Raw genomic sequence first — 21,122 nt, 5'->3', positions numbered from 1 at the left:
CATAAAATTATTAGATTCTTAATTTTATAAAAAGTAAAACTTAAAATATTAAATTTTAATTTCACTTAATAAAACTATAGAATCTAAATGCTACTTTTTGAAACTATTTATAATTTGAAATTGCTCTATCTAAAATCTCTTTAGCAGCGTCTAAATCTTTATATTCCTTTACTTTCACCCATTTATTAGGCTCTAGCATTTTGTATGTTTCAAAGAAATTTCTGATTCTATCAAGTGTGATTTTTGGCAAATCTTCTAGGCTTTTTATATTGTCATATCTAGGATCAATCTTAGAAATAGGCACAGCAATTAGCTTCTCGTCCATTCCGCTTTCATCTTCCATGATTAAAACACCAATCAATCTAGCTTTTATAACGCTTCCAGCTTGAAGCGGATATTCATTAATCACAAGCACATCAGCAGGATCGCCATCATCACTTAGAGTATTAGGCACAAAGCCATAGTTTGCAGGATAAAACATAGCACTATACATCACTCTATCTACTACAACTGCACCACTATCTTTGTCAATTTCATACTTTATATTACTTCCATAAGGAATTTCAATTACAACATTTAGCTTACTAGGATTCTCACCTACTTCAATTTTACTTAAATCCATTTTGTCTCCTTAAATTTTACTCTTAATAAAGCGTTCCATTTCGCTTACTATCTCTTCGATAGTTCTTTCACCATTAATTTTATGTAAGATTCCCTTTTTGTTATAAAAATCTTGTATATCTTTTAATGGCTCTAAAAATACATTCATTCTATTATTAAACACTTCTACATTATCATCAGCACCTCTAGCACGACCAAGCACTCTATCGCATGCTACCTCTTTGCTAACCTCCACTTCAATAACAGAAGAAAGACTAATATCACTCTTAGATTCTAAGATTTTATCAAGCTCTAGCATTTGTTCTACACTTCTTGGATAGCCATCAATTAGCACCACATCTTTTGGAGCATTAGAAATTGCATCTACAATTGTCTTAACTACAATTTCTAAAGGCACTAAATTTCCCTTGCTTGTAAAGCTCTCAATTAGCTTTCCTTGCTCACTACCACTTGCAACTTCTGCTCTTAGAAGCTCCCCTGTGGAATAATGCACCATAGATTCTGCATTATTTTTACTAATAATCTCTGCATCAGTTGTCTTTCCACTTCCGGGTGCTCCAATAACTAAAAATAATTTTTTCATTCTTTCTCCTTATTTTTTTGTTTCTCTAACTCTAATATGTAGCTCCCTTAATTGCTCCTCTCCTGCAACACTTGGAGCAGAAGTTAGCGGACAAGTCGCTCTTTGCGTTTTAGGGAATGCAATTACATCTCTAATAGAATTTGCCTTCGTTAGAAGCATGATGATTCTATCTAGTCCAAACGCAATTCCGCCATGAGGTGGTGCTCCAAATTGCAATGCTTCTAATAGGAAGCTAAACTTATCTTCTGCTTCTTCTTTACTAATTCCAAGCAACTCAAATACTTTGCTTTGAATATCTTGCTTATGAATCCTAATACTTCCTCCACCAATTTCAAATCCATTTAGCACAATATCATACGCTACAGAGTTAATCTCTTCAATATCTTCTACATCAATATTTTTTGGCATTGTAAATGGGTGGTGCAATGCAGAGATGCTTCCATCATCATTTCTCTCAAACATAGGAAAATCAACAACCCACAAGAATTTATATAAACTCTCATCAATCATTCCCATATCAGAAGCGATTTTTTGGCGGAGTCTTCCCATATAATCCCATACGACTTTTTTAGCCCCAGCACCAAAGAATATAATATCGCCCACACTAGCACCAACTCTATCTAGTAATACTTTTAACTTATCTTCACTTATAAATTTAACAAGTGGTCCTTTAGCTCCTTCTTCTTTTACTTGAATATATGCAAGTCCTTTAGCACCAAATTTTCTAACAAATTCTTCTGCCTCTCCTAATGTCTTTCGGCTAAAGAAGTTATCTCCACCATTAACACACAAAGCTTTAAATCTATTTTTCTTAGAATCTTTTGCAATAGAAGCAAATATTTCATTAGAAGAATCTATGAATAAATCAGATACTTCAATAAGTGGTAGTTCATAGCGTAAATCCGGCTTATCGCTACCATAGCTCTCCATTACATCGCTATATGTATAATGTGGGAATGGAGCATTTACCTCTATACCACAAGCACCAAATATAGACTTTATAACCTCTTCAGCTACTTGTATTACATCTTTTTGCTCTACAAAACTCATTTCAATATCAATTTGAGTAAATTCAGGCTGTCTATCGAGCCTCAAATCTTCATCTCTGAAGCATTTTGCAATCTGAAAATATCTATCAAATCCACTTACCATTAAGAGTTGTTTAAAAAGTTGCGGACTTTGAGGAAGTGCGTAAAACTCACCATGATGAACCCTACTTGGCACTAGATAATCTCTAGCTCCCTCAGGTGTGGCTTTAGTTAAAATAGGAGTTTCTACTTCTAAGAATCCTAAATTACTTAGAGTATTTCTTGTAGCTTGTGCCACTTTTGAACGCGTGATAAAAATCTCTTGTAGTCTTGGATTTCTTAAATCTAAATAACGATATTTTAATCTCACATCTTCACCAACACTTTCATCACCAACTGCAATAGGAGGAGTTAAACTTTTATTTTCTATAATCAATTTGCTTACTAGAACTTCTATTTTTCCAGTTTTTAGTTTAGGATTTTCCAATCCCTCACCTCTTCTTCTTACTTTTCCTTTGGCTATTAACACATATTCATCCCTAACTTCTGAAGCGATTTTATGTGAATCTTCAAAGTCTTTTGGATCAAATACAAGCTGAACTAACCCGCTTCTATCACGCAAATCTATAAAGATAATTCCACCATGATCTCTATAAGTATTACACCACCCACATAAGCTTACTTCTTCTCCGATATTTGCCTCGTTTAGACTAGCACAATAATGTGTTCTCAAATTCTGCTCCTACAAGTTTCTAAAACTAATAAAAATCTAGGATTCTAACTCAAAAAAATAAAATAAACAATAAATCATATATCCACAAACTTATGGAATATTTTTTGCTTGAATCCCACTTAAAATTTATAAATTTAACTCTAAAGGGGTAGCTATGAGAGTAGGGACAAACTCCATATATTCAAAGCTTCAATATCAGCAAGATAGGCTAATGTCGCAACTTGATCTAACAATGCAAAGAATGAGTGGATTAAAGATTCAAATGGGTTATCAAGGCTCATCTATTTTTAGTAAAACTCTTAATTTGGATTACAATCTAACAACACTAAGACAAACAAAAGACATAGCAAACAATGCATTAACTTTTACAAACCATACAGACACAGCACTACAAGAACTAACAAAGTCTATGGATAACTTTAAGAGCAAACTAGTACAAGGTGCAAACGACATTCATAGTGAGACATCACGCCTTGCGATAGCAAAAGACTTAAAAGCAATTAGAGATCACTTCCTATCAATAGCAAACACATCGATAGGTGGAGAGTATCTATTTGGAGGAACAAATACAACAAACATACCATTTAATAAAGACGGCACATACAATGGCAACAATGGTTCTTTAAACGCTCTTCTTGGCTCAAACAATTCACTTCCGTACAATATAACAGGATATGAACTATTCTTTGGTTCTGATAGAGATACAAATAGGGTAATAACAACAAATGTCCCAAAGTATAATCAAAGCAAACTAAATCCAGAAATAATGGATCCAAACCATCCAACAGGTCAAGGAGAGGAAGTATATATAAAAGCTGATGATACTCTAAGAGATCTAGTAGGAGATAATGATGGAGATCCAAGCAATGACGCTCCAGAAGTATTTTACATAACAGGCAGGAGACCAGATGGCACACCTTTTAAATCAAAATTCCAAATGGATGTAGCATACACAGATAAAGATAGTGCTGTAAAAGTACAAGATTTGCTAGATAGAATCGGAAAAGAATTTGGAAATACAACAACAAATAAAGTTGTAGATGTAAGGCTTAATGAATGGGGTCAAATTGAGATTAAAGATCTAACAGGCGGTAGATCAAATATAGAATTCCACATGGTTTCAAGCAACTATCGAGATCCAAATAATCCAGATGGCATTGGTGTAGCTGATATGGATGCATTGCTTAGCAGTGGTGCTAAGGTTAATACATATGTTCAAAGCCCATATCTAGGAAGTTTTTCTAATGATTCTATTGCTTCAGTAGAAGACTACAATGATCATAGATTACATACAATTCCAACTACATTTAGAACGCATAATAACGAAATAGCCAAAAAAGACACAAAACTAACAGATATTTTCCCAGCAGGAGTAACAAGCCTTGATCTAAGCGGTATTAGTGCAAATGATGCTGATAAAAATCCAACAAACACCAACTTAAATACAAACTTTCCAATCGGACCTGATACCACAGTGCAAGATCTAATGGACGCAATAGGACAGATGTATAATGCACAACCAGGTGCAAATGTGGAGGTTGAATTTTCAGAAGGCAAGATAGTTATTAAGGATAATAATGTAAAACAAAAAGAACCAGCAGACAAAGATGATCTACCATATATTGGCGAGAGTAGTCTAAGCCTAACAATCACAGCAAATAATGCCGCTGGTCAACCGGTAAATGGTTTTAGACATGATTATAGTGTGGAGTATGATAGAGCAGCATTTGAAAAAGAAGGATCAACTCTAAGCTCAAATGTATCACAAATAATAAGAGATTCAAATGAATATGCAACACTAGATACAAAACTATCAGAAGTAGCAGGTGGTAGCCTAAATGGGCATACATATAACCTAGAAGTAAAAGATATTAACGGAATCCCAATTAACGCAAGAATCGAATTTAGAGATAGCGGAAGTGTGCTAATTATAGATTCTCCACAAACAATGAATGGAGTTCAAGTTGGTGGACTAGAGATTCCAATCTTAGGTCCTAATGGTAATCCACCACAAGTAAATGGACAAGCAACACCAGCAGATGAAGTAACATATCAGCAATTAGCAAATACTATTGGAATGGTTATGAATCTATCAAACACATCAACCAATGATCTAAATGCTATTACAAATAATGGTGCAGGTGGGGCTAACTTCAACGATCCAGCAGTCAAAAGAGCTTATGAGAATATGATTAATAACTCTAAAGCAAATTTAAGCGTAAGTTTGGATCAAAATGGACAACTACAAATAAAAGACCTACAAAGATCAGCTACAAGAATGGAATTTACAATGTATGATAATACAAGTAGTGATTTTTCTCTTGATGCAAACGGAAGGGTGCAAAATGCAGGGAAACCAGCCTTAACATTTAATGCAAACAATGCTCTAGTAGCAGATGATCCGCATGTAAATTTCTTCGAGCAAATAGATGAGATAATAAAAGCAGTAGAAGAAGGAATCTATAGACCTGGTGGCAATGCTTCATATAATGATTCAATGAGAAATCCTGGGATTCAAAATGCACTATTAATATTTGATCATCTAGCAGATCATGTAAATAAAGCACATACAAAAAATGGTTCTCAAGGGAACTCATTTAAATACTCCATTGAACGAACAGAAGTGCTAATAACTCAAACAATGACACTTAGATCAGATACTATTGACACTGACTTAGCAGAAAACTATCTACAATTTTCAACCCTAAGCATGAACTATCAATCATTGCTATCATCTATTGGTAAAATCTCTCAACTATCTTTAGTAAATTACATTTAACTTAGAATCCATTTTAGATTCTAAGTAACTTTAATCCTACACAAAATAGCTACCTAAATTCACACTTTTGGAATCCTTTTTGCTTCTAATAATACAAACTTATATAAAGGGTTATTTATGGTTGTCAATCAGTCGCTTAGCTCACAAATTGGTAGCGTAATCAATGAAGCAAACAAGCTACTAAGTGATGGCAAAAATATAAGTCAAACAAACAAAACACAAAAGATAGAATCTATAAATGAAAATGACGATAGCCTAGCATTAAAACCACGCGTAACTTATGGGTTAGTTAGTTTAGAGATAATGAGTGATGAGCAATATTTGGCATTTGAAAGGGTAACTGCAGGTATGTCTCATAACGAAAAAATATCAGTAGCACAAACTCTTACAAGAGCAGGGAATCTAAGTGGGAGCGTTGAGAGAGTAGAACAACAAGAAAAAGAACAAAAAGACAAAATAGACGAAAAAACAAATCCAATAGGATTCTTAGGTATTAGCAAAAATGGCTGGGAAGTAGTAGCAAAGGAATTCCAAGAAAATCTAAATAATTTGGAAGGAAATTATAAAAAGCCACACTTCAAGCAATTATCTAGCAACTATAATGATATAATGAATCAAAACCAAGAGGCCAAAACACATAGAATCCTAAGAGAATTCAGCCATGCAATACATGTTGGCAATATACAAATTGACACAATAGGCTAGAATTTAATTTTATTTTAAATACAAATTCTATATAATCTCACCTTTTGAAGTGCCAAGGTAGCTCAGGTGGTTTAGAGCGCTGGTCTCATAAGCCGGAGGTCGGGGGTTCGAGTCCCCCCTTTGGTACCACTTCTATGTTACAAATATGCGCTCATAGCTCAGCTGGATAGAGCAACGGCCTTCTAAGCCGTAGGTCAGAGGTTCGAATCCTCTTGGGCGTACCACTTCATATAAATATAATCCAAGCTAAAATACAATAACTAGCAAACTTTGATAAACTTAAATTATTAATCCAATATAAAATAAAAATAAATATATGATAACCTACTAGATGATTTTATATCAATTTGTTAGCTATTAAATATCCCAAATATCAAAATGCAGAAAAATTTTTCAATCTAATCCAAAACACAAAATCTATATGCTTAAGAATAGATTCAATAGAATCAATAAAGCATCTCTTAAAAACAAATACAAATACATATCCACCCAAACGATTTAGAAAGAAATAAAATGGGAATAGAAAATAGTATAGATTCAAACAAAGAGGGGGGGGGTATTACTAACGATAACCACAAGTTTGCTTCCTAGAGAACAACACACAAGATATAATAAATTGCTTCTCTAACTCTTCCCCAGATAATCTAATAATAATATGCGACAAAAGCTATGATATAGAGTATTTTAAAAATAACTGCAAAGACTTATCTAAACACACTCGAGCTTACATATTAGAATGCATAAAAATACCACAACAAGAAAAACAAAAAGTAATAAATAAAAAACTAAAAGTATCTGAAGTCTTGGAGTATTTTAAAGAAAATCAATATTCAAAAGAAAAACTTAAAAAAGTGCTAGATAATCACCTATCTCTACTAAAGAGAAATAGAAGCGATATAATGGATTCATGGAAATACTATAATGAATTTCTAAAACTATAAGCTATATATCAAAAATACTTCTCTCTTTTGAAAATGAAAATAACTCATAAGTCTTATTTGTCGCAATCCTACCTCTAGCGGTCCTCTCCAAGTATCCTAGAGTTAGCAAATAAGGCTCAATTACATCTTCGATTGTTCCTTCATCTTCACTCATAGCAGCAGCAATGGTGCTAAGCCCTATTGCCCTGCCTCTAGCCTCACATAATATTTTTAAGAATCTTAAATCAAGTTCATCAAAACCATGTTCATTTACACCAAGTTCATCTAGTGCATATTTTGTGCGAGATTGATTTATAACTTCCTCGTTTGCAACATCAGCAAAATCTCTCACTCTCTTTAGTAGTCTAAGTGCGATTCTAGGTGTCCCTCTTGAACGCTTAGCTATTTCTAATGCAGCAGAATTTTCACATTCTTTTTGTAGTTTTTGTGATGCAAGTTGCACAATTTTTGATAATTCATTATGTTCGTAAAACTGCATTCTAAATTGCATTCCAAACCTATCTCTTAGAGGATTACTTATCATTCCAGCTCTTGTTGTAGCCCCTATTAGGGTAAAATTTGGCAAATCTATCTTAACAGTTTGTGCAGCAGGACCACTGCCTATTATAATATCAAGCCTAAAATCCTCCATAGCTGGATACAATATCTCTTCAATAGCAGGAGAAAGCCTATGAATCTCATCTATAAATAGTATCTCTCCTTCACTTAGATTTGTCAAAATAGCTGCTAAATCTCCAGCTTTTTCTATCATTGGTGCAGCTGTAACTTTAATTGGTGCATTAAGTTCATTGCTTATTATATGAGCTAAAGTTGTCTTCCCTAATCCAGGGGGACCAAAGAGCAATATATGATCTAAGCACTCTCCCCTTTTTTTAGCAGCATTTATGAATACTTGAAGATTTTTCTTTAGCTTTTCTTGTCCTATATAATTATCCCAACTAGTTGGACGAAGCTTTACATCTTCGTCGCCTTGGATTGATAGTTTTTCAATTTCTACTATTCTTTCCATTAGTAGCTTTCACTTTCATTTGGAAAGTTTTTACTCTTTACATCGCTTACATATTTTTTTAATGCATCTTTAACAAGACTAGCACCATTTAAATATTCTCGGACAAATTTTGGTTTAAACTCATTAAAAAATCCAAATGCATCACTCCATACAAGCACTTGTCCATCAGTATCTACACCGCTTCCTATACCTATAGTTGGAATTTCTAGCAAATTTGTTATTTCCTTTGCTACTTCACTTTTAACTCCCTCTAGCACTATACAAAATGCTCCAGAATCCTGCAAAGCCTTCGCATCTAAAAATAGCTTTTCTATTTCTTTATCACTTTTTCCCTTAATTTTATATCCACCATCAGCACGAACAAACTGCGGTTTTAGCCCTATATGCCCAACAACTGCGATTCCTAAATTAGTGATGCCCTTTACTATATTTGCTACCTCAACACCACCTTCTAGCTTTACTGCTTGTGCTTTTGTTTCTTTATAAACCCTAATTGCACTTTTTACTGCCTCACTCTCATCTTGTGTGATTCCAAATGGTAAATCACACACTACAAGGCTTTCTTTAGCACCATTACACACTGCTTTTGTATGATATATCATAGAATCTAAACTAACCCCTAAAGTATCGCTCTCACCAAAGAAGCTCATATGCAAACTATCACCAACCAAAATCATATCAACTTCACCATCAAAAATCTTGGCAAAAAGTGCATCATATGCTGTTATCATAGTTATTTTTTCGTTTCTTTTTTTCTTTAATATATGTGTTGTAGTTATCACTAAGAATCCTTGTTCTATTTTAATTTGGATTTTACTAAAACTTGACAAAATTAACAAATAGCAATAGAATTTAGCCCTCTATAAATTGGGGGCTGACTTGGATATCGACAGGAGTTGAATTGCTCTGATTGCATGCCGACATGGTTAAGTCGTAAAATCGACCGCTAAATATAAACGCAAATAATACAAATTACGCTCCAGCTTACGCTAAAGTTGCGTAAGTTTATCGACTTTAGGAGCTGTTTTTAGTAGAGATTCTAGCTATTTACTAAAGATATCATGTTTGCTAGATGCAATTTTATATGTCCGATATAGAATCTAAGTTTTTAGGACTGCATTTTTTATAAATTTCTTGGTGTTTTATAAAAAAGAAGCATAACAAACCAACGAAAAGCATGTAATTCAATCATTGATGATTTGATTTTTGGACTGGGGTTCGATCCCCCACAGCTCCACCAGATTCTCTCAAATAAAAATTCCGTTTATAATTTATTTATCCCAAACAAAGTAAAATAACTATAAATAACTCAAAAAGGAATACTAATGAAAACTTTAGCTGTAATTGGACTTGGATATGTTGGATTACCACTAGCAGTAGAATTTGGCAAGAAATATGAAGTAATTGGATTTGATATTTATGAAGCTAGAATAAATGAGCTAAAAGAAGGCTATGATAGAACTCTAGAAGTAGATAAAGAAGAACTATTAAGCGCCCAAAAACTAAGCTATACAACAAATCTGGAGGACTTAAAAAAGGCACAAATTTTTATAGTAACCGTTCCAACTCCTATTGATAACTACAATAAACCTGATTTAACCCCACTAAAGAAGGCATCAACAAGTGTCGGAAAAGTACTCAAAAAAGGTGATATAGTAATTTATGAAAGCACTGTTTATCCAGGTTGCACAGAAGAAGATTGTGTGCCTATTTTAGAGGAAATGAGTGGGTTAAAGTTTAATGTGGATTTCTTCTGTGGATATTCACCAGAGAGGATTAATCCTGGAGATAAAGAACATAGGCTACCAAGCATCAAAAAAGTAACGAGCGGTTCTACACCAGAAATTGCAGAAGAAGTGAATAATCTTTATGCAAGCATAATTACAGCAGGGACACATAAAGCCTCAAGCATAAAGGTAGCCGAAGCAGCCAAAGTTATAGAAAACTCGCAAAGAGATATTAATATCGCCTTTGTAAATGAACTATCGCTAATCTTTGATAAAATGGGCATAGATACACTAGATGTATTAGAAGCAGCAGGGACAAAGTGGAACTTCTTGCCATTCCGCCCGGGACTTGTAGGGGGGCATTGTATAAGTGTCGATCCATACTACCTAACGCATAAGGCTGAATCTTTAGGCTATCACTCACAAGTAATCCTAGCAGGAAGACATATTAATGATAATATGGGGATTGTGGTTGCAAATAAAGTCATAAAGCTAATGATTAAAAACTCTCATCAAATTGTAGGTTCTAAAGTTGCAATCTTAGGAATCACATTTAAAGAAAATTGCCCAGACATTAGAAATTCAAGAGTAGTTGATATTATAAAAGAATTACAAGAGTTTGATTGTTGTGTAGATATTTTTGATCCATGGGCAGATAGTAAAGAAGTAAAACATGAATATAATCTAACTTTAAAAGATATGGATAAATTTAAACTAGAAGATTATAAAGCAGTGATCGTAGCGGTATCTCATGATGAGTTTAAAAAATATGACTTTAGCAATAAAGGCAAGACTATAATTTATGACCTAAAAGGTATCTTGCCAAAAGAACAAGTAGATGGAAGGTTATAATTGCAAATACAAATAGACACAACAAAAGAATATAAATATACTTCACCATCGATGCAACCATTTGAGATTATGGAGTATTTTCCACTGCATATAAAGCTAAACTCATCTATTTTAAAACAAACAGAATCTTTTAAAGATTCTGCTAAAACGCCCCCCCCCCCGCAGATAATTTTAATTTATTTGACAATACACCACTAATTGTAGATTCTAACTCTACATTTTGAGACAACATAGTGCTAGCACCAAAACATAAAACTAGCTTTGTGTTTTTATCTCTATTTTTTAGAGCTTGAAAATCTATCTTTTCTCTAAAATAGAAATTTTTATCTTCTAAGTTACGATTTATAAAGGTGTGAAAATATGGGTATGGCAAGATATCATTATAAAAATTAAACATCGCAGTATCATTGATTTTGGAAAACACATTTTGTGTATTTAAAGAAGAATCTATATCATTTCTAAGCTTAATTAGCTTATTTTTTCTTTCTTTTTTGTATTTATGTATTTTAGGCTTAATTTTTTTAATATATTTAAAAATTGTGTCATATAAAAATCATCTGACTTTATTTCTTCTAAAAAATCTCTATTTAAATAATGCTTTTTTAATAAACTAAAAACACCATCTCTTATACCAATGAAATTGGCTATTTTAATTTTATTAATATCTATATTATTATCTAATAATTTTTGTTTTATTTTCTCTTGCACATCTGCTTTGTCGCAAACACAAATTAATGCTAATTTGCATTGTTTGATAGATTGTAGTTTGACAAACCTATCATCCACTAAAATATTCAAACCATCATCTACTATTAATGTTTTTAAATTTAAAGTTTCGCATAACTTAAAAGCCTTCTTGCCAGTATAACCAAACCCAATATATTAATACATCACATTTCATGAAATTCTCAGCTCTAAACACATATAAAAATCATTAAATACAACATTCATATAAAAAAATTTCACTATTATTATTTATTGCTATTTTTTTGTCAAATGATGAATAGGCATTAATCTCACTAAAACCAATATCCTGTAAATACAAATCCATCTCACCATACTCATAAAGATATATTCGAAAATCCATATATTCACTCTTTAGCAATACATCTCCATCATATAGCTCATAAATTGATGGATAAAATTGCACATGACTTCTTTCATCATAAAAACTTTTATTTTTTAATATGAGATCAAATCCTTCTTTTGTTTTGACAGAAGCACTTATTTTATACTCATTGTTATTTAAATTTTTAGTCAATATAGTATCAACTGCAAAAACCAACTTACCACCCAAAGATAGCATTTGTTTTAATTTATTTAATATCTTTTTGCAATAAACAATATCTGTAAATAAAGAAATTGAACCAGAAGGAATAAAGATATAATCAAACTTTTGTTTAGAATTAAACTCGTAAATATCAGATTCTATTACTTTTGCATTTGGAGCTTTAAGATATAATTTATGTAGCATCTCTTTAGAAGCATCTACTCCACAAATATCAAATCCAAGCTGCATAAATGGAATAAGAAATCTACCACTACCACATAATGGCTCTAAAATTTTGCTATCTTTTTTCGCATAGGAGAGATAAAATTTAAGCTCGTCTTCCATTGCATTTTCATGTAAAATCTCATACATTTCTACACATAAATTACCATAATGATTGACTTTGTTTTCAATCAAAATAACCCCCAAGACCCACTTGTTATTTGTATGCACTAACATAAAGGTTAGTGCAATTTGTGAAAATCAATTTAAAATATTAGTTTTTTTCTTTATTGATTAGTTTAGATTGAGATATCCAAGGCATCATTGATCTAAGTTCATTTCCAACTTTTTCAATTCTATGGTTTGCTAAATTCTTCCTCTCTGCATTCATTCTTGCATAGTTAGCTTGTCGCTCTAAAATAAAATCTTTTGCAAACCTCCCCTCCTGTATGTCTTTTAGAATCTCTTTCATAGCTTTTTTGGATTCTTCATTTATTACCCTAGGACCACTTACCATATCGCCATATTCTGCTGTATTTGATATAGAATATCTCATATCAGATAATCCACCTTGATAAATCAAATCAACAATAAGCTTTAACTCATGCAAACATTCAAAATAAGCCATCTCTTCTGGATAACCAGCCTCTACTAAAGTCTCAAATCCAGCTTTAATTAGGGAGCTAACGCCACCACATAGAACAGCTTGTTCTCCAAATAAATCTGTCTCTGTCTCATCTTTAAAAGTAGTCTCAATGATACCGCTTCTACCGCCACCAATAGCACAAGCATAACTTAGTGCAAGAATCTTTGCATCATTTTTATCAGTATCTTGCTCAACTGCTATTAAATCAGGGATTCCGCCACCTTTTACAAACTCGCTTCTTACCGTGTGTCCCGGTGCTTTTGGAGCTATCATAATTACACCAACACCCTTTGGTGCTTTAATCTGTCCAAAGTGGATATTAAACCCATGCCCAAACGCAATAACTTTGCCTTTAGATAAATTTGGTTCTATATCTTTTTTAAACACATCTCCTTGAAGTTCATCTGGGATTAGTATCATAATTACATCAGCATATTTTGTAGCCTCGCTAACTTCTAAGACTTTAAAGTTCTTAGCCTCTGCCTTACTCCAACTACTACCACCTTTATATAATCCTATTACAACCTCTACTCCAGAATCTCTAAGATTCTCCGCATGTGCATGTCCTTGAGAACCAAACCCAATTACAGCAACTTTCTTACTTTTTATGTATGATAAATCGCAATCCTTATCGTAATAAACCTTCAATGCCATTTTATTGTCCTACTTCTTGTGATGTCTCAACACTGATTTTATCTTTCACTTTTTCAAATGTCTTATCCCCAAAACCTTTTACTTTCTTTAAGTCTTCTATTGTCTTAAAAGGCGTCTTCTCTCTATAATCAATTATAGCTTGAGCTTTTGTAGCACCTATTCCGTCGATTTTCATTAACTCTTCTTTAGAAGCTGTATTTAGATTAACAGATGCAAAGGCAAGTCCAATCATCAAAAATAAAGTAACTAAAAACTTCATAAAATCTCCTTTGTATAACTTAGTATATGGGCATATTGTAGCATAAAGCAAAAAATTTTAAGAGATTTTGCGATATGAGATAGATTCTGCTAAATGTTCTTTATGTATATTATCGCTACCTGCTAAATCTGCTATCGTCCTTGCGACTTTTAGAATCTTATTTTTCTGCCTTAGTGAGATTCCAAAACGAGCTATTGCCTTATCTAGCACAGAAATACATTCATCATCTAATTTACAAAACTCCTCTAAAGATTCTCCAATTAGACGAGAGTTATAGCACTTCTGTCCTCTATTTTTCTGAAATTTGAAAGCATCTAAGATTTGCTTTTGAATCTCTTTTGAAGAGATTCTATCTTTATTGCTATCCCCTTCTTGCATTTGCACACACAAATCAATCCTATCCCAAATAGGCTCTGAAATTTTGCCTCTATATGAATCTATCTCTCTTTTGCTACATCTGCATTCTTTGCTAATACTTAACAAATTACCACATGGACAAGGATTCATAGCTCCTATAAACATAAAATCACTAGGAGTTTTAACCTTTGTGCAAAGACGAGAAATTACAAAGTAGTGATTTTCTAGCGGTTCTCTTAGGGATTCTAAGATAGACTTTGGAAAATGTGGTAACTCATCAAAAAATAAAACCCCATTATGTGCTAGAGATATTTCACCAAACTTTACAGAATGTCCAACAGCACTGCCAAGTATGGCAGCTTTAGTAGCACTATTGTGGGGATTTCTAAATGGACGATTTGGAGTTATTATTAAATTATGTGAAGCATTGTGCAATATCTCATTTCTCCTAAGAGGTGGCAATATATATGGCATTCTTGTAGCTATCATACTCTTACCACTACCTGCACTACCCTCAAATAATATATTATGAAATCCACATGCAGCAATTAAAGCAGCCCTTTTTGCTCGTATCTGTCCTACTATATCTATAAAATCAAGTTCAAAATTATCACTATAATAATATCGCTCACTACAAATATCCATGTATGAAAATGGTAACTCTTGTATGATATTGACTATTGTAGGCGAAGTTTGAAGAATCTCTATTGCCTCACTTAGAGTATCTACAAAATATGCTTTTAAATTTGGTATCTGACAATAAAAATCCTTAGATTCCATAGGCAAGAAAAAGATGGAATCTAAATTTTTCTCATCACTAAGTAGTGAAAAAATCAAAGGATAAATCGCTTTTGTATCTTTAATTCTACCATCTAATCCTAACTCACCAAATGCAAAGTATTTTTTAGGCTTTTCATTATTTATGGAATCTTTTATATTATTTCTCCCATACATTGCAACTAAAAGTGCAATGGGCAAATCATAAAAACTACCCTGTTTTGGTAAATCAGAAGGCGAAAGGTTTATTGTGATTTTTAGTGGTGGGAATTTAAAGTCATTTGCCATCAGTGCAGATTGCACTCTTTGTTTGGATTCTTGGATTGCATTTCCTGCTAATCCTGTAACCTGAAATGATGGCAATGCCTTTGTAAAGCTAACTTCTACTTCGACTTCTTTAGCACTAAGTCCATCAAAAGCAGCACAATATAGAGATTGAAAGCTCATTTAAGCCCTTAGAGTTTTTTCTTTCTTTTTAGCTCTTTTTCGAACTTCTTTCTTTTTAGTATAGGTAATTTATCTATAAACAAAACTCCATTTAAATGATCGATCTCATGTTGAAAGGCAACTGCTAGATAATCACTTGCTTCAATTTCTTTATGATTGCCATATCTGTCTTGGTATGATACTTTTATATTTTTAGAACGCTTGACATCTTCATAAAACTCCGGCACACTAAGGCAACCTTCATTAAAGCAAATCTCACCTTCATTTTGTATTATCTCTGGGTTTATTATCTCTAGTAAGTCTTCTTTATGCTGCATCCCCTCTTCATCTGGGATACAAATTAGCAACGCTCTAATTGGTCTTGCAACCTGTATAGCAGAGATTCCAACTCCATTTTTTTTGAGCATTACCTCATACATGCCATCCAATAACTCATGCAATGCCTCATCGAAAACTTCTACTTTTTTTGAGATTTGTCTTAACATTGTATTTGGATAGGTTATTACTTCAAGCATTATTTTTCCCCAAACACAACAAATGATATATTATGGTTTGCGGCTTTCTTTAAGGATTCGACAGCATTTTTCATTATGTCTTTTGGATCATCTCCAGAGTTAATCTCAACAATACCACTACAAATACTAAGCGAAATCTCCTCATCTCCAAAATACATATTTGTTGTTATTACTTTTTCTAGTAATCTATTTGCGTATCTTTTGGCAGATTCTTTATCATTATGACTTAGCAAGATTCCAAATATACCAGTGCCATAATACGCTAAGATATCGCTTTTGTTGGAAATTTTTTGAAGAATCTTTGCTATAGTCTTATTAACCAACAATACATTTTTTTCTGTTGTGATTTTTTTCTCTAAGCTTTTTGTAATTTTGACCATTAATAAAGATGATTTATAATTTCCAAGTGCGATTGCTTGAACTTCAGCTGCAACCCTCGAATCCAAATAGCTTTTATTATACACTCCATACTTTGCATCACTTATAATATCACTACTAATACTCTCAACCTCTCTTAAAGAACGATTGTATGAGGTATTAACTTCTTGGAGTTGCTTTCTTGTTACCTCATCTAACTTTTCTAATTCCTTTGATAAAACGGTCATTATATTTTGCAAAGCATTTGGATTATTTGTATCTGTTGCTTCTTTTTTATGCTTTTCTAATAGCTTTTGCAAAAGATTCATATTCTCATAAACTGCACCCATTAACTTTAGCGTATTTACCATTAAGTTTTGAGTTTTTAAGATTCGCCCTTCTAGTATTATTTGCTTTTCTGTAGGAATAGTCTCCATATCTATAAATTGTGCTGCATTATCCCTAAAGTCTTGTGATTTATCTTCTAGCATTTTTTCAAAATATATTTTGTAGTTATACGGAGTAGGAGAGACACCATTTGCTACCATTGATTTTATTACACTCATTCCATAAGCTTCTAGTGAATCTGAATCACCACTGCTTAGAGTTGTAGGCTGTGGAGCTATATCAGATTCCATGCCAAACGATGAATAATCGGCATTTTCCTTAATTCCATGCGTCTCAAAACTTTGCAGATTTGCAAATGATCCAAAATCATCTTTCACTAACTCTCTCCTACTTTAAACTTTTTGTCAATACACTATCTATTATTCCATATTCCTTAGCTTCATTAGCACTCATAAAAAAATCTCTTTCAGTATCTTTTTCTATTTTTTTGAGTGGTTGCTTTGTGTTACTAGCTAAAATATCGTTTAAAATACCTTTCAATCGCAATATTTCTTTTGCTTGAATCTCTATATCAGTCGCTTGTCCTCTCGCCCCACCAAGTGGCTGATGTATCATGATTCTAGAGTGAGGCAAAGAGTATCTCTTGCCCTTAGCACCACAACTAAGCAAGAATGCACCCATACTTGCTGCCTGACCTATGCATATAGTGCATATATCTGGCTTTATATAATTCATAGTATCATATATGCTAAACCCACTAGTAATAACTCCACCGGGAGAGTTAATATATAAATATATATCCTTTTCTGGATCTTCTGCTTCTAAAAATAGTAGTTGAGATACAATAGATGAAGCAATGCCATCATTAATCTCGCCACTTAGCATTATAATTCTATCCTTTAATAGCCTAGAATATATATCATAGCTACGCTCTCCACGACCTGTTTTTTCTATGACTATAGGGACATAATAGCTCATATTATGCTTTCCTATCTAATAGACTAGTAAGGATTCTGTCTTCTAGCATAGCCATTTTTACAGCAGGAATTAAATTATTTCTCTTGTAATGCTCTAACATAGCTCTTGGATCCTGACCTATTGCCATTGCCTCATAATATATTGTATTAATTGCTTCATTATCAGATATTGTCATATTATTTTGCTTTGCAATTGCATCAACTATAAATGTGATCTTTACACTTTGCTCTGCTTCTGCTCTTTGTTCTTCTCTTTTTTTCTTAATTGCCTCTACATCTTTTAGCAACTTTTCTTGTTCTTCTTTAGGCATAGTCATAAATACATTTTTCATCATCAAATCCATTTCTTGCTCAACAACAAGCTTAGGTAAATCAAACTCGATTTTGCTATTTAAGTTATCAATCAATTCAGCTTTTAAGCTCTCATTATACAACTCTTGCTTTTTTTCAATCTTTAGTTGTTCTTTGATTTTTTCTTTTAGCTTCTCTACGCTTGCCTCTTTGTCATCAGGTAGCATTGTTTTTGCAAAATTATCGTCTATTTCTATCTTTCCCCTTGTTTGAATCTCTACAAGCTTAACTTTAAATACTGCATCTTTACCAGCTAAGTTATCTGCTTTATAATCTTTAGGGAAAGTTACATTCACATCTTTCTCCTCTCCCTTTTTCATGCCTATTAGCTGATCTTCAAACCCAGCTATAAATGTGCCACTACCAATTTTTAATAAATAATTTTCAGCCTTACCACCATCAAATGGCTTATCATCAACAAAGCCTTCAAAATTTATCTTAGCATATTCACCTTCTTTTAGTTTTCTTCTGCCATCTTCTACACTTACTAGTGGTGCTCTTGCATCAGCAATCTCTTGCAGTCTGTTCTCCACATCTTTACTGCTAACTTCAGGAATCTTTACTTCAGGCACATATTCATTTAAATCACCAAGTTTAATTTCAGGTGTCAAGCTTAACTCTATCTCAACATCAATACCAGAATTTTTTTCTTCAAATTTTGTAATCTTTGGATCGCCAATAAGTGAAGTGCCATCAACGCCAAGTTCCTTTAAAATATCTCTCATCAAACCCTGCACACACTCTCTTTGTGCTTCACTCTCTAACTGCTTACCATATCTAGCTTTAATTACAGAAGCAGGAACTTTTCCTTTTCTAAAACCAGCAATATTCATATTTTTACCAGCATCTTTTATAACTTTATCCATTTTACTATTAAGTTCAGAAGTGGGTATTGTAGCTGTAGCTGTGGCATTTGCACTATTTATTTTATTTACCTTTAGATTTGAATTCATTTTACACTCTGCTCCAAAATTAATTTATCAAATTTTTAATTATAATGAAAATTTACTTAAATTCTCTTAATCACCTATTATATCCCTATCGCCTTTTGAGTTTCTAGGACCTAAAAATCCCTTTGCTTCCATTTGTTCTATTATGTTTGCTGCTTTATTGTATCCTATACCAAGCCTTCTTTGCAGATAACTTATAGATGTTTTTCTATCTGTTAGTATTATTCTTTTTGCTTCATTATATAGCTCATCAGTCTCACCATCTAAACTAACGCTTATATTATCATCTTCACTTGGCATGAAGCTTTCATCATATTGTGGTGCTCTTTGAGACTTTATAAATTCAACTATTTTTTCAATCTCTACTTCAGAGCTCCAAGGTGCATGTACACGAACTAATCCACCACCCGGAGGAGTAAAAAGCATATCTCCTCTACCAAGTAAAGATTCAGCACCAAAAGTATCTAGTATCACTTTAGAATCTATTCTTTGTCCAACCTTATAGCTAATTCTTGAAGGCAAGTTTGCCTTAATTAGTCCTGTTACAACATCTACGCTAGGACGCTGTGTAGCTACTATTAGGTGGATTCCACTTGCTCTTGCCATTTGTGCTAGACGAGATATGGATACTTCTGCGTCCTTACCACCTGTCATCATCAAATCTGCTAATTCATCAATAATAATTACAATATAAGGAAAAGGCTCAAATCCTTCTACTTGCGCTTTTTGATTATAACCTTCTATATTTTTCGTTCTTGCTTCACTCATTAAGGTATATCGCCTCTCCATTTCTTTTACAGAGCTATCTAATGCCATGATTGCCTTTTTTGCCTGCGTTATTACTGGAGTTAGCAAATGAGGTATATCATTGTATATGCTAAATTCTAGCATTTTAGGATCTATCATTATAAGCTTTAATTCATCTGGTGTATTTCTATATAGCAAAGATAATATCATCGCATTTATTCCTACACTCTTGCCACTCCCTGTAGTCCCTGCAATTAGTAAATGTGGTAGCTTTTTTAGATCTGTTATAAAAGGTTTTCCAACTATATCTTTCCCGAGTGCTAGGGTTAATGGAGATTCAGATTCTCTAAATTCTTCACTCTCTAATACATCTCGCAGATATATAGTCTCTATGGTGCTATTTGGTATTTCTATACCAACTACATCTTTGCCTGGTATTGGAGCTTGAATCCTTATTGTCTTAGCCCTTAGTGCCATAGCTAAGTCATCTTGTAAATTCAAGATTCTTGATACCTTTACATTTGGGCTAGGACGAAACTCAAATGTCGTTACTATCGGACCTGAAAATGTTCTTACAATATCTCCATCAATTTTAAACATCTTTAATTTAACAAGCAATTCATTGATTTTTCTATCAATCTCATTTTCATCTATCTCTTCTACACTATCATTGCCCTTTTGTAAAAATCCTAACTTAGGCAATACAAACTCCAGATTTTCTCTTGGAAGCTGTTCTATACTGCTAGAATCTTCCAAGACTTGAGGTACAAAATTTTCAACTATATTCTCTTGTCTAGTTTCATAATTTTGCATATTTTCCACACTAGAATCTTGTATTAGTTGAAGTGTATTTTCACTTTTTAGATCTTGGCTAATTTCTTGTTGAATATTTTGCTCTTTAGTTATTTGGGATTCTAATTGCTCACTTCGCGGTAGTTGCACATTAGTATCACTAGGGGCGTTTATATTATGCATTTGTTCTTTGGGTTCTATATTTTGTTGTATATGTGGTGCTATATTTTGCACCATTGCTTCTTGTGATTGTGCGATATTTGGCATTGTCTTTTGTATGGCAATATTTTGAATCTTATCTGCTAAGATATTATTTGTGTTGTGAAATTCTTCCATATTGTGTTGCACATATCCATACACTGGCATTGGTATAGTATTGAAAACTGGGACAGATTCCACAGATTCCACAGATTCCACAGATTCCACAGATTCCACAGATTCCACAGATTCCACAGATTCCACAGATTCCACAGAT

The 21,122-nt window shown here is 33.1% G+C and carries 20 protein-coding genes, 2 tRNA genes, 1 other RNA gene and 1 pseudogene; 8 read left to right on the top strand and 16 right to left on the bottom strand.

The annotated features are described in order from the left end of the window. Positions 1 to 103 precede the first annotated feature (103 nt). The 3 genes from ppa to aspS are packed head-to-tail and all read right to left on the bottom strand — an operon-like array spanning position 104 to position 2,965. Entirely contained in the window at positions 104 to 622 is a 519-nt protein-coding gene (ppa, locus tag PF021_RS06840; RefSeq protein WP_271021741.1) for an inorganic diphosphatase, read from the bottom strand. A gap of 9 nt (positions 623 to 631) precedes the next feature. Beyond that, positions 632 to 1,204: an adenylate kinase gene (locus tag PF021_RS06835; RefSeq protein WP_271021740.1), complete on the bottom strand. Its 573-nt coding sequence runs from the start codon at positions 1,202 to 1,204 to the stop codon at positions 632 to 634. A gap of 9 nt (positions 1,205 to 1,213) precedes the next feature. Beyond that, entirely contained in the window at positions 1,214 to 2,965 is a 1,752-nt protein-coding gene (gene aspS, locus PF021_RS06830; protein ID WP_271021738.1) for an aspartate--tRNA ligase, read from the bottom strand. Between the two features lie 154 nt (positions 2,966 to 3,119). On the opposite strand from aspS, the gene flgL reads away from it, so the two are divergent. The 5 genes and pseudogenes from flgL to PF021_RS06805 form a co-directional block, all read left to right on the top strand. Further along, positions 3,120 to 5,744, top strand: a complete 2,625-nt coding sequence (gene flgL / locus PF021_RS06825; RefSeq protein ID WP_271021736.1) for a flagellar hook-associated protein FlgL — start codon at positions 3,120 to 3,122, stop codon at positions 5,742 to 5,744. A 117-nt stretch (positions 5,745 to 5,861) separates the two neighbouring features. Continuing rightward, positions 5,862 to 6,449 carry a hypothetical protein gene (locus PF021_RS06820; protein WP_271021735.1) on the top strand — a complete coding sequence of 196 codons (588 nt, stop codon included), beginning with the start codon at positions 5,862 to 5,864 and terminating at the stop codon, positions 6,447 to 6,449. Positions 6,450 to 6,500: 51 nt separating this feature from the next. Continuing rightward, positions 6,501 to 6,578 (top strand) — tRNA-Met (locus PF021_RS06815). Positions 6,579 to 6,596: 18 nt separating this feature from the next. Continuing rightward, a tRNA-Arg gene (locus PF021_RS06810) sits at positions 6,597 to 6,673 on the top strand. A gap of 378 nt (positions 6,674 to 7,051) precedes the next feature. Then, positions 7,052 to 7,390 (top strand): annotated as a pseudogene (locus PF021_RS06805) (DUF2972 domain-containing protein); the annotation flags it as partial. A 1-nt stretch (position 7,391) separates the two neighbouring features. On the opposite strand, the gene ruvB reads toward PF021_RS06805, so the two are convergent. Continuing rightward, positions 7,392 to 8,399, bottom strand: coding sequence for a Holliday junction branch migration DNA helicase RuvB (gene ruvB, locus PF021_RS06800; RefSeq protein ID WP_271021734.1), 1,008 nt, complete (start codon positions 8,397 to 8,399; stop codon positions 7,392 to 7,394). After that, positions 8,399 to 9,205 carry a 3-methyl-2-oxobutanoate hydroxymethyltransferase gene (panB, locus tag PF021_RS06795; RefSeq protein WP_407081420.1) on the bottom strand — a complete coding sequence of 269 codons (807 nt, stop codon included), beginning with the start codon at positions 9,203 to 9,205 and terminating at the stop codon, positions 8,399 to 8,401. Before panB ends, ruvB begins: the two co-directional genes overlap by 1 nt. 64 nt (positions 9,206 to 9,269) lie before the next feature. On the opposite strand from panB, the gene ssrA reads away from it, so the two are divergent. The 3 genes from ssrA to PF021_RS06780 all read left to right on the top strand — a co-directional run bounded on the left by ssrA (position 9,270) and on the right by PF021_RS06780 (position 11,176). Then, positions 9,270 to 9,639: a transfer-messenger RNA gene (gene ssrA, locus PF021_RS06790) on the top strand. 85 nt (positions 9,640 to 9,724) lie between these two features. Next, positions 9,725 to 10,978 carry a Vi polysaccharide biosynthesis UDP-N-acetylglucosamine C-6 dehydrogenase TviB gene (tviB, locus tag PF021_RS06785; protein WP_271021731.1) on the top strand — a complete coding sequence of 418 codons (1,254 nt, stop codon included), beginning with the start codon at positions 9,725 to 9,727 and terminating at the stop codon, positions 10,976 to 10,978. Beyond that, on the top strand, positions 10,979 to 11,176 hold the full coding sequence (locus PF021_RS06780; RefSeq protein ID WP_271021729.1) for a hypothetical protein: 198 nt from the start codon (positions 10,979 to 10,981) through the stop codon (positions 11,174 to 11,176). Here the strand turns inward: PF021_RS06780 and PF021_RS06775 are convergent. The 11 genes from PF021_RS06775 to PF021_RS06725 form a co-directional block, all read right to left on the bottom strand. After that, the gene (locus PF021_RS06775) at positions 11,121 to 11,375 is read right to left on the bottom strand and encodes a hypothetical protein (RefSeq protein ID WP_271021727.1); all 255 of its coding nucleotides are present in this window, start codon (positions 11,373 to 11,375) and stop codon (positions 11,121 to 11,123) included. The genes PF021_RS06780 and PF021_RS06775 overlap by 56 nt on opposite strands. Before the next feature lie 71 nt (positions 11,376 to 11,446). Further along, positions 11,447 to 11,776, bottom strand: a complete 330-nt coding sequence (locus PF021_RS06770; protein WP_271021726.1) for a hypothetical protein — start codon at positions 11,774 to 11,776, stop codon at positions 11,447 to 11,449. 136 nt (positions 11,777 to 11,912) lie between these two features. Continuing rightward, positions 11,913 to 12,665 carry a class I SAM-dependent methyltransferase gene (locus tag PF021_RS06765; RefSeq protein WP_271021725.1) on the bottom strand — a complete coding sequence of 251 codons (753 nt, stop codon included), beginning with the start codon at positions 12,663 to 12,665 and terminating at the stop codon, positions 11,913 to 11,915. 79 nt (positions 12,666 to 12,744) lie between these two features. Then, on the bottom strand, positions 12,745 to 13,770 hold the full coding sequence (ilvC, locus tag PF021_RS06760; protein ID WP_271021724.1) for a ketol-acid reductoisomerase: 1,026 nt from the start codon (positions 13,768 to 13,770) through the stop codon (positions 12,745 to 12,747). A 1-nt stretch (position 13,771) separates the two neighbouring features. Beyond that, positions 13,772 to 14,029: a ComEA family DNA-binding protein gene (locus PF021_RS06755; RefSeq protein ID WP_271021722.1), complete on the bottom strand. Its 258-nt coding sequence runs from the start codon at positions 14,027 to 14,029 to the stop codon at positions 13,772 to 13,774. Between the two features lie 57 nt (positions 14,030 to 14,086). Further along, positions 14,087 to 15,610: a YifB family Mg chelatase-like AAA ATPase gene (locus tag PF021_RS06750; RefSeq protein WP_271021721.1), complete on the bottom strand. Its 1,524-nt coding sequence runs from the start codon at positions 15,608 to 15,610 to the stop codon at positions 14,087 to 14,089. An 8-nt stretch (positions 15,611 to 15,618) separates the two neighbouring features. Beyond that, positions 15,619 to 16,125, bottom strand: coding sequence for a peptide deformylase (gene def, locus PF021_RS06745; protein WP_271021720.1), 507 nt, complete (start codon positions 16,123 to 16,125; stop codon positions 15,619 to 15,621). Continuing rightward, on the bottom strand, positions 16,125 to 17,207 hold the full coding sequence (locus PF021_RS06740) for a GGDEF domain-containing protein (protein ID WP_271021718.1): 1,083 nt from the start codon (positions 17,205 to 17,207) through the stop codon (positions 16,125 to 16,127). The genes def and PF021_RS06740 overlap by 1 nt, the downstream gene beginning before the upstream one ends. A 10-nt stretch (positions 17,208 to 17,217) precedes the next feature. After that, positions 17,218 to 17,808, bottom strand: a complete 591-nt coding sequence (gene clpP, locus PF021_RS06735) for an ATP-dependent Clp endopeptidase proteolytic subunit ClpP (protein ID WP_271021717.1) — start codon at positions 17,806 to 17,808, stop codon at positions 17,218 to 17,220. 1 nt (position 17,809) lies between these two features. After that, on the bottom strand, positions 17,810 to 19,111 hold the full coding sequence (tig, locus tag PF021_RS06730) for a trigger factor (protein WP_271021716.1): 1,302 nt from the start codon (positions 19,109 to 19,111) through the stop codon (positions 17,810 to 17,812). Between the two features lie 66 nt (positions 19,112 to 19,177). Then, positions 19,178 to 20,983 carry a DNA translocase FtsK gene (locus PF021_RS06725; RefSeq protein WP_271021715.1) on the bottom strand — a complete coding sequence of 602 codons (1,806 nt, stop codon included), beginning with the start codon at positions 20,981 to 20,983 and terminating at the stop codon, positions 19,178 to 19,180. Positions 20,984 to 21,122 lie beyond the last annotated feature (139 nt).

It is taken from the genome of Helicobacter ibis (assembly GCF_027859255.1).
Lineage (GTDB): Bacteria > Campylobacterota > Campylobacteria > Campylobacterales > Helicobacteraceae > Helicobacter_D > Helicobacter_D ibis.
Note: the sequence above shows the minus strand (reverse complement) of the source record. Positions and strands in the feature narration are given on the sequence as shown.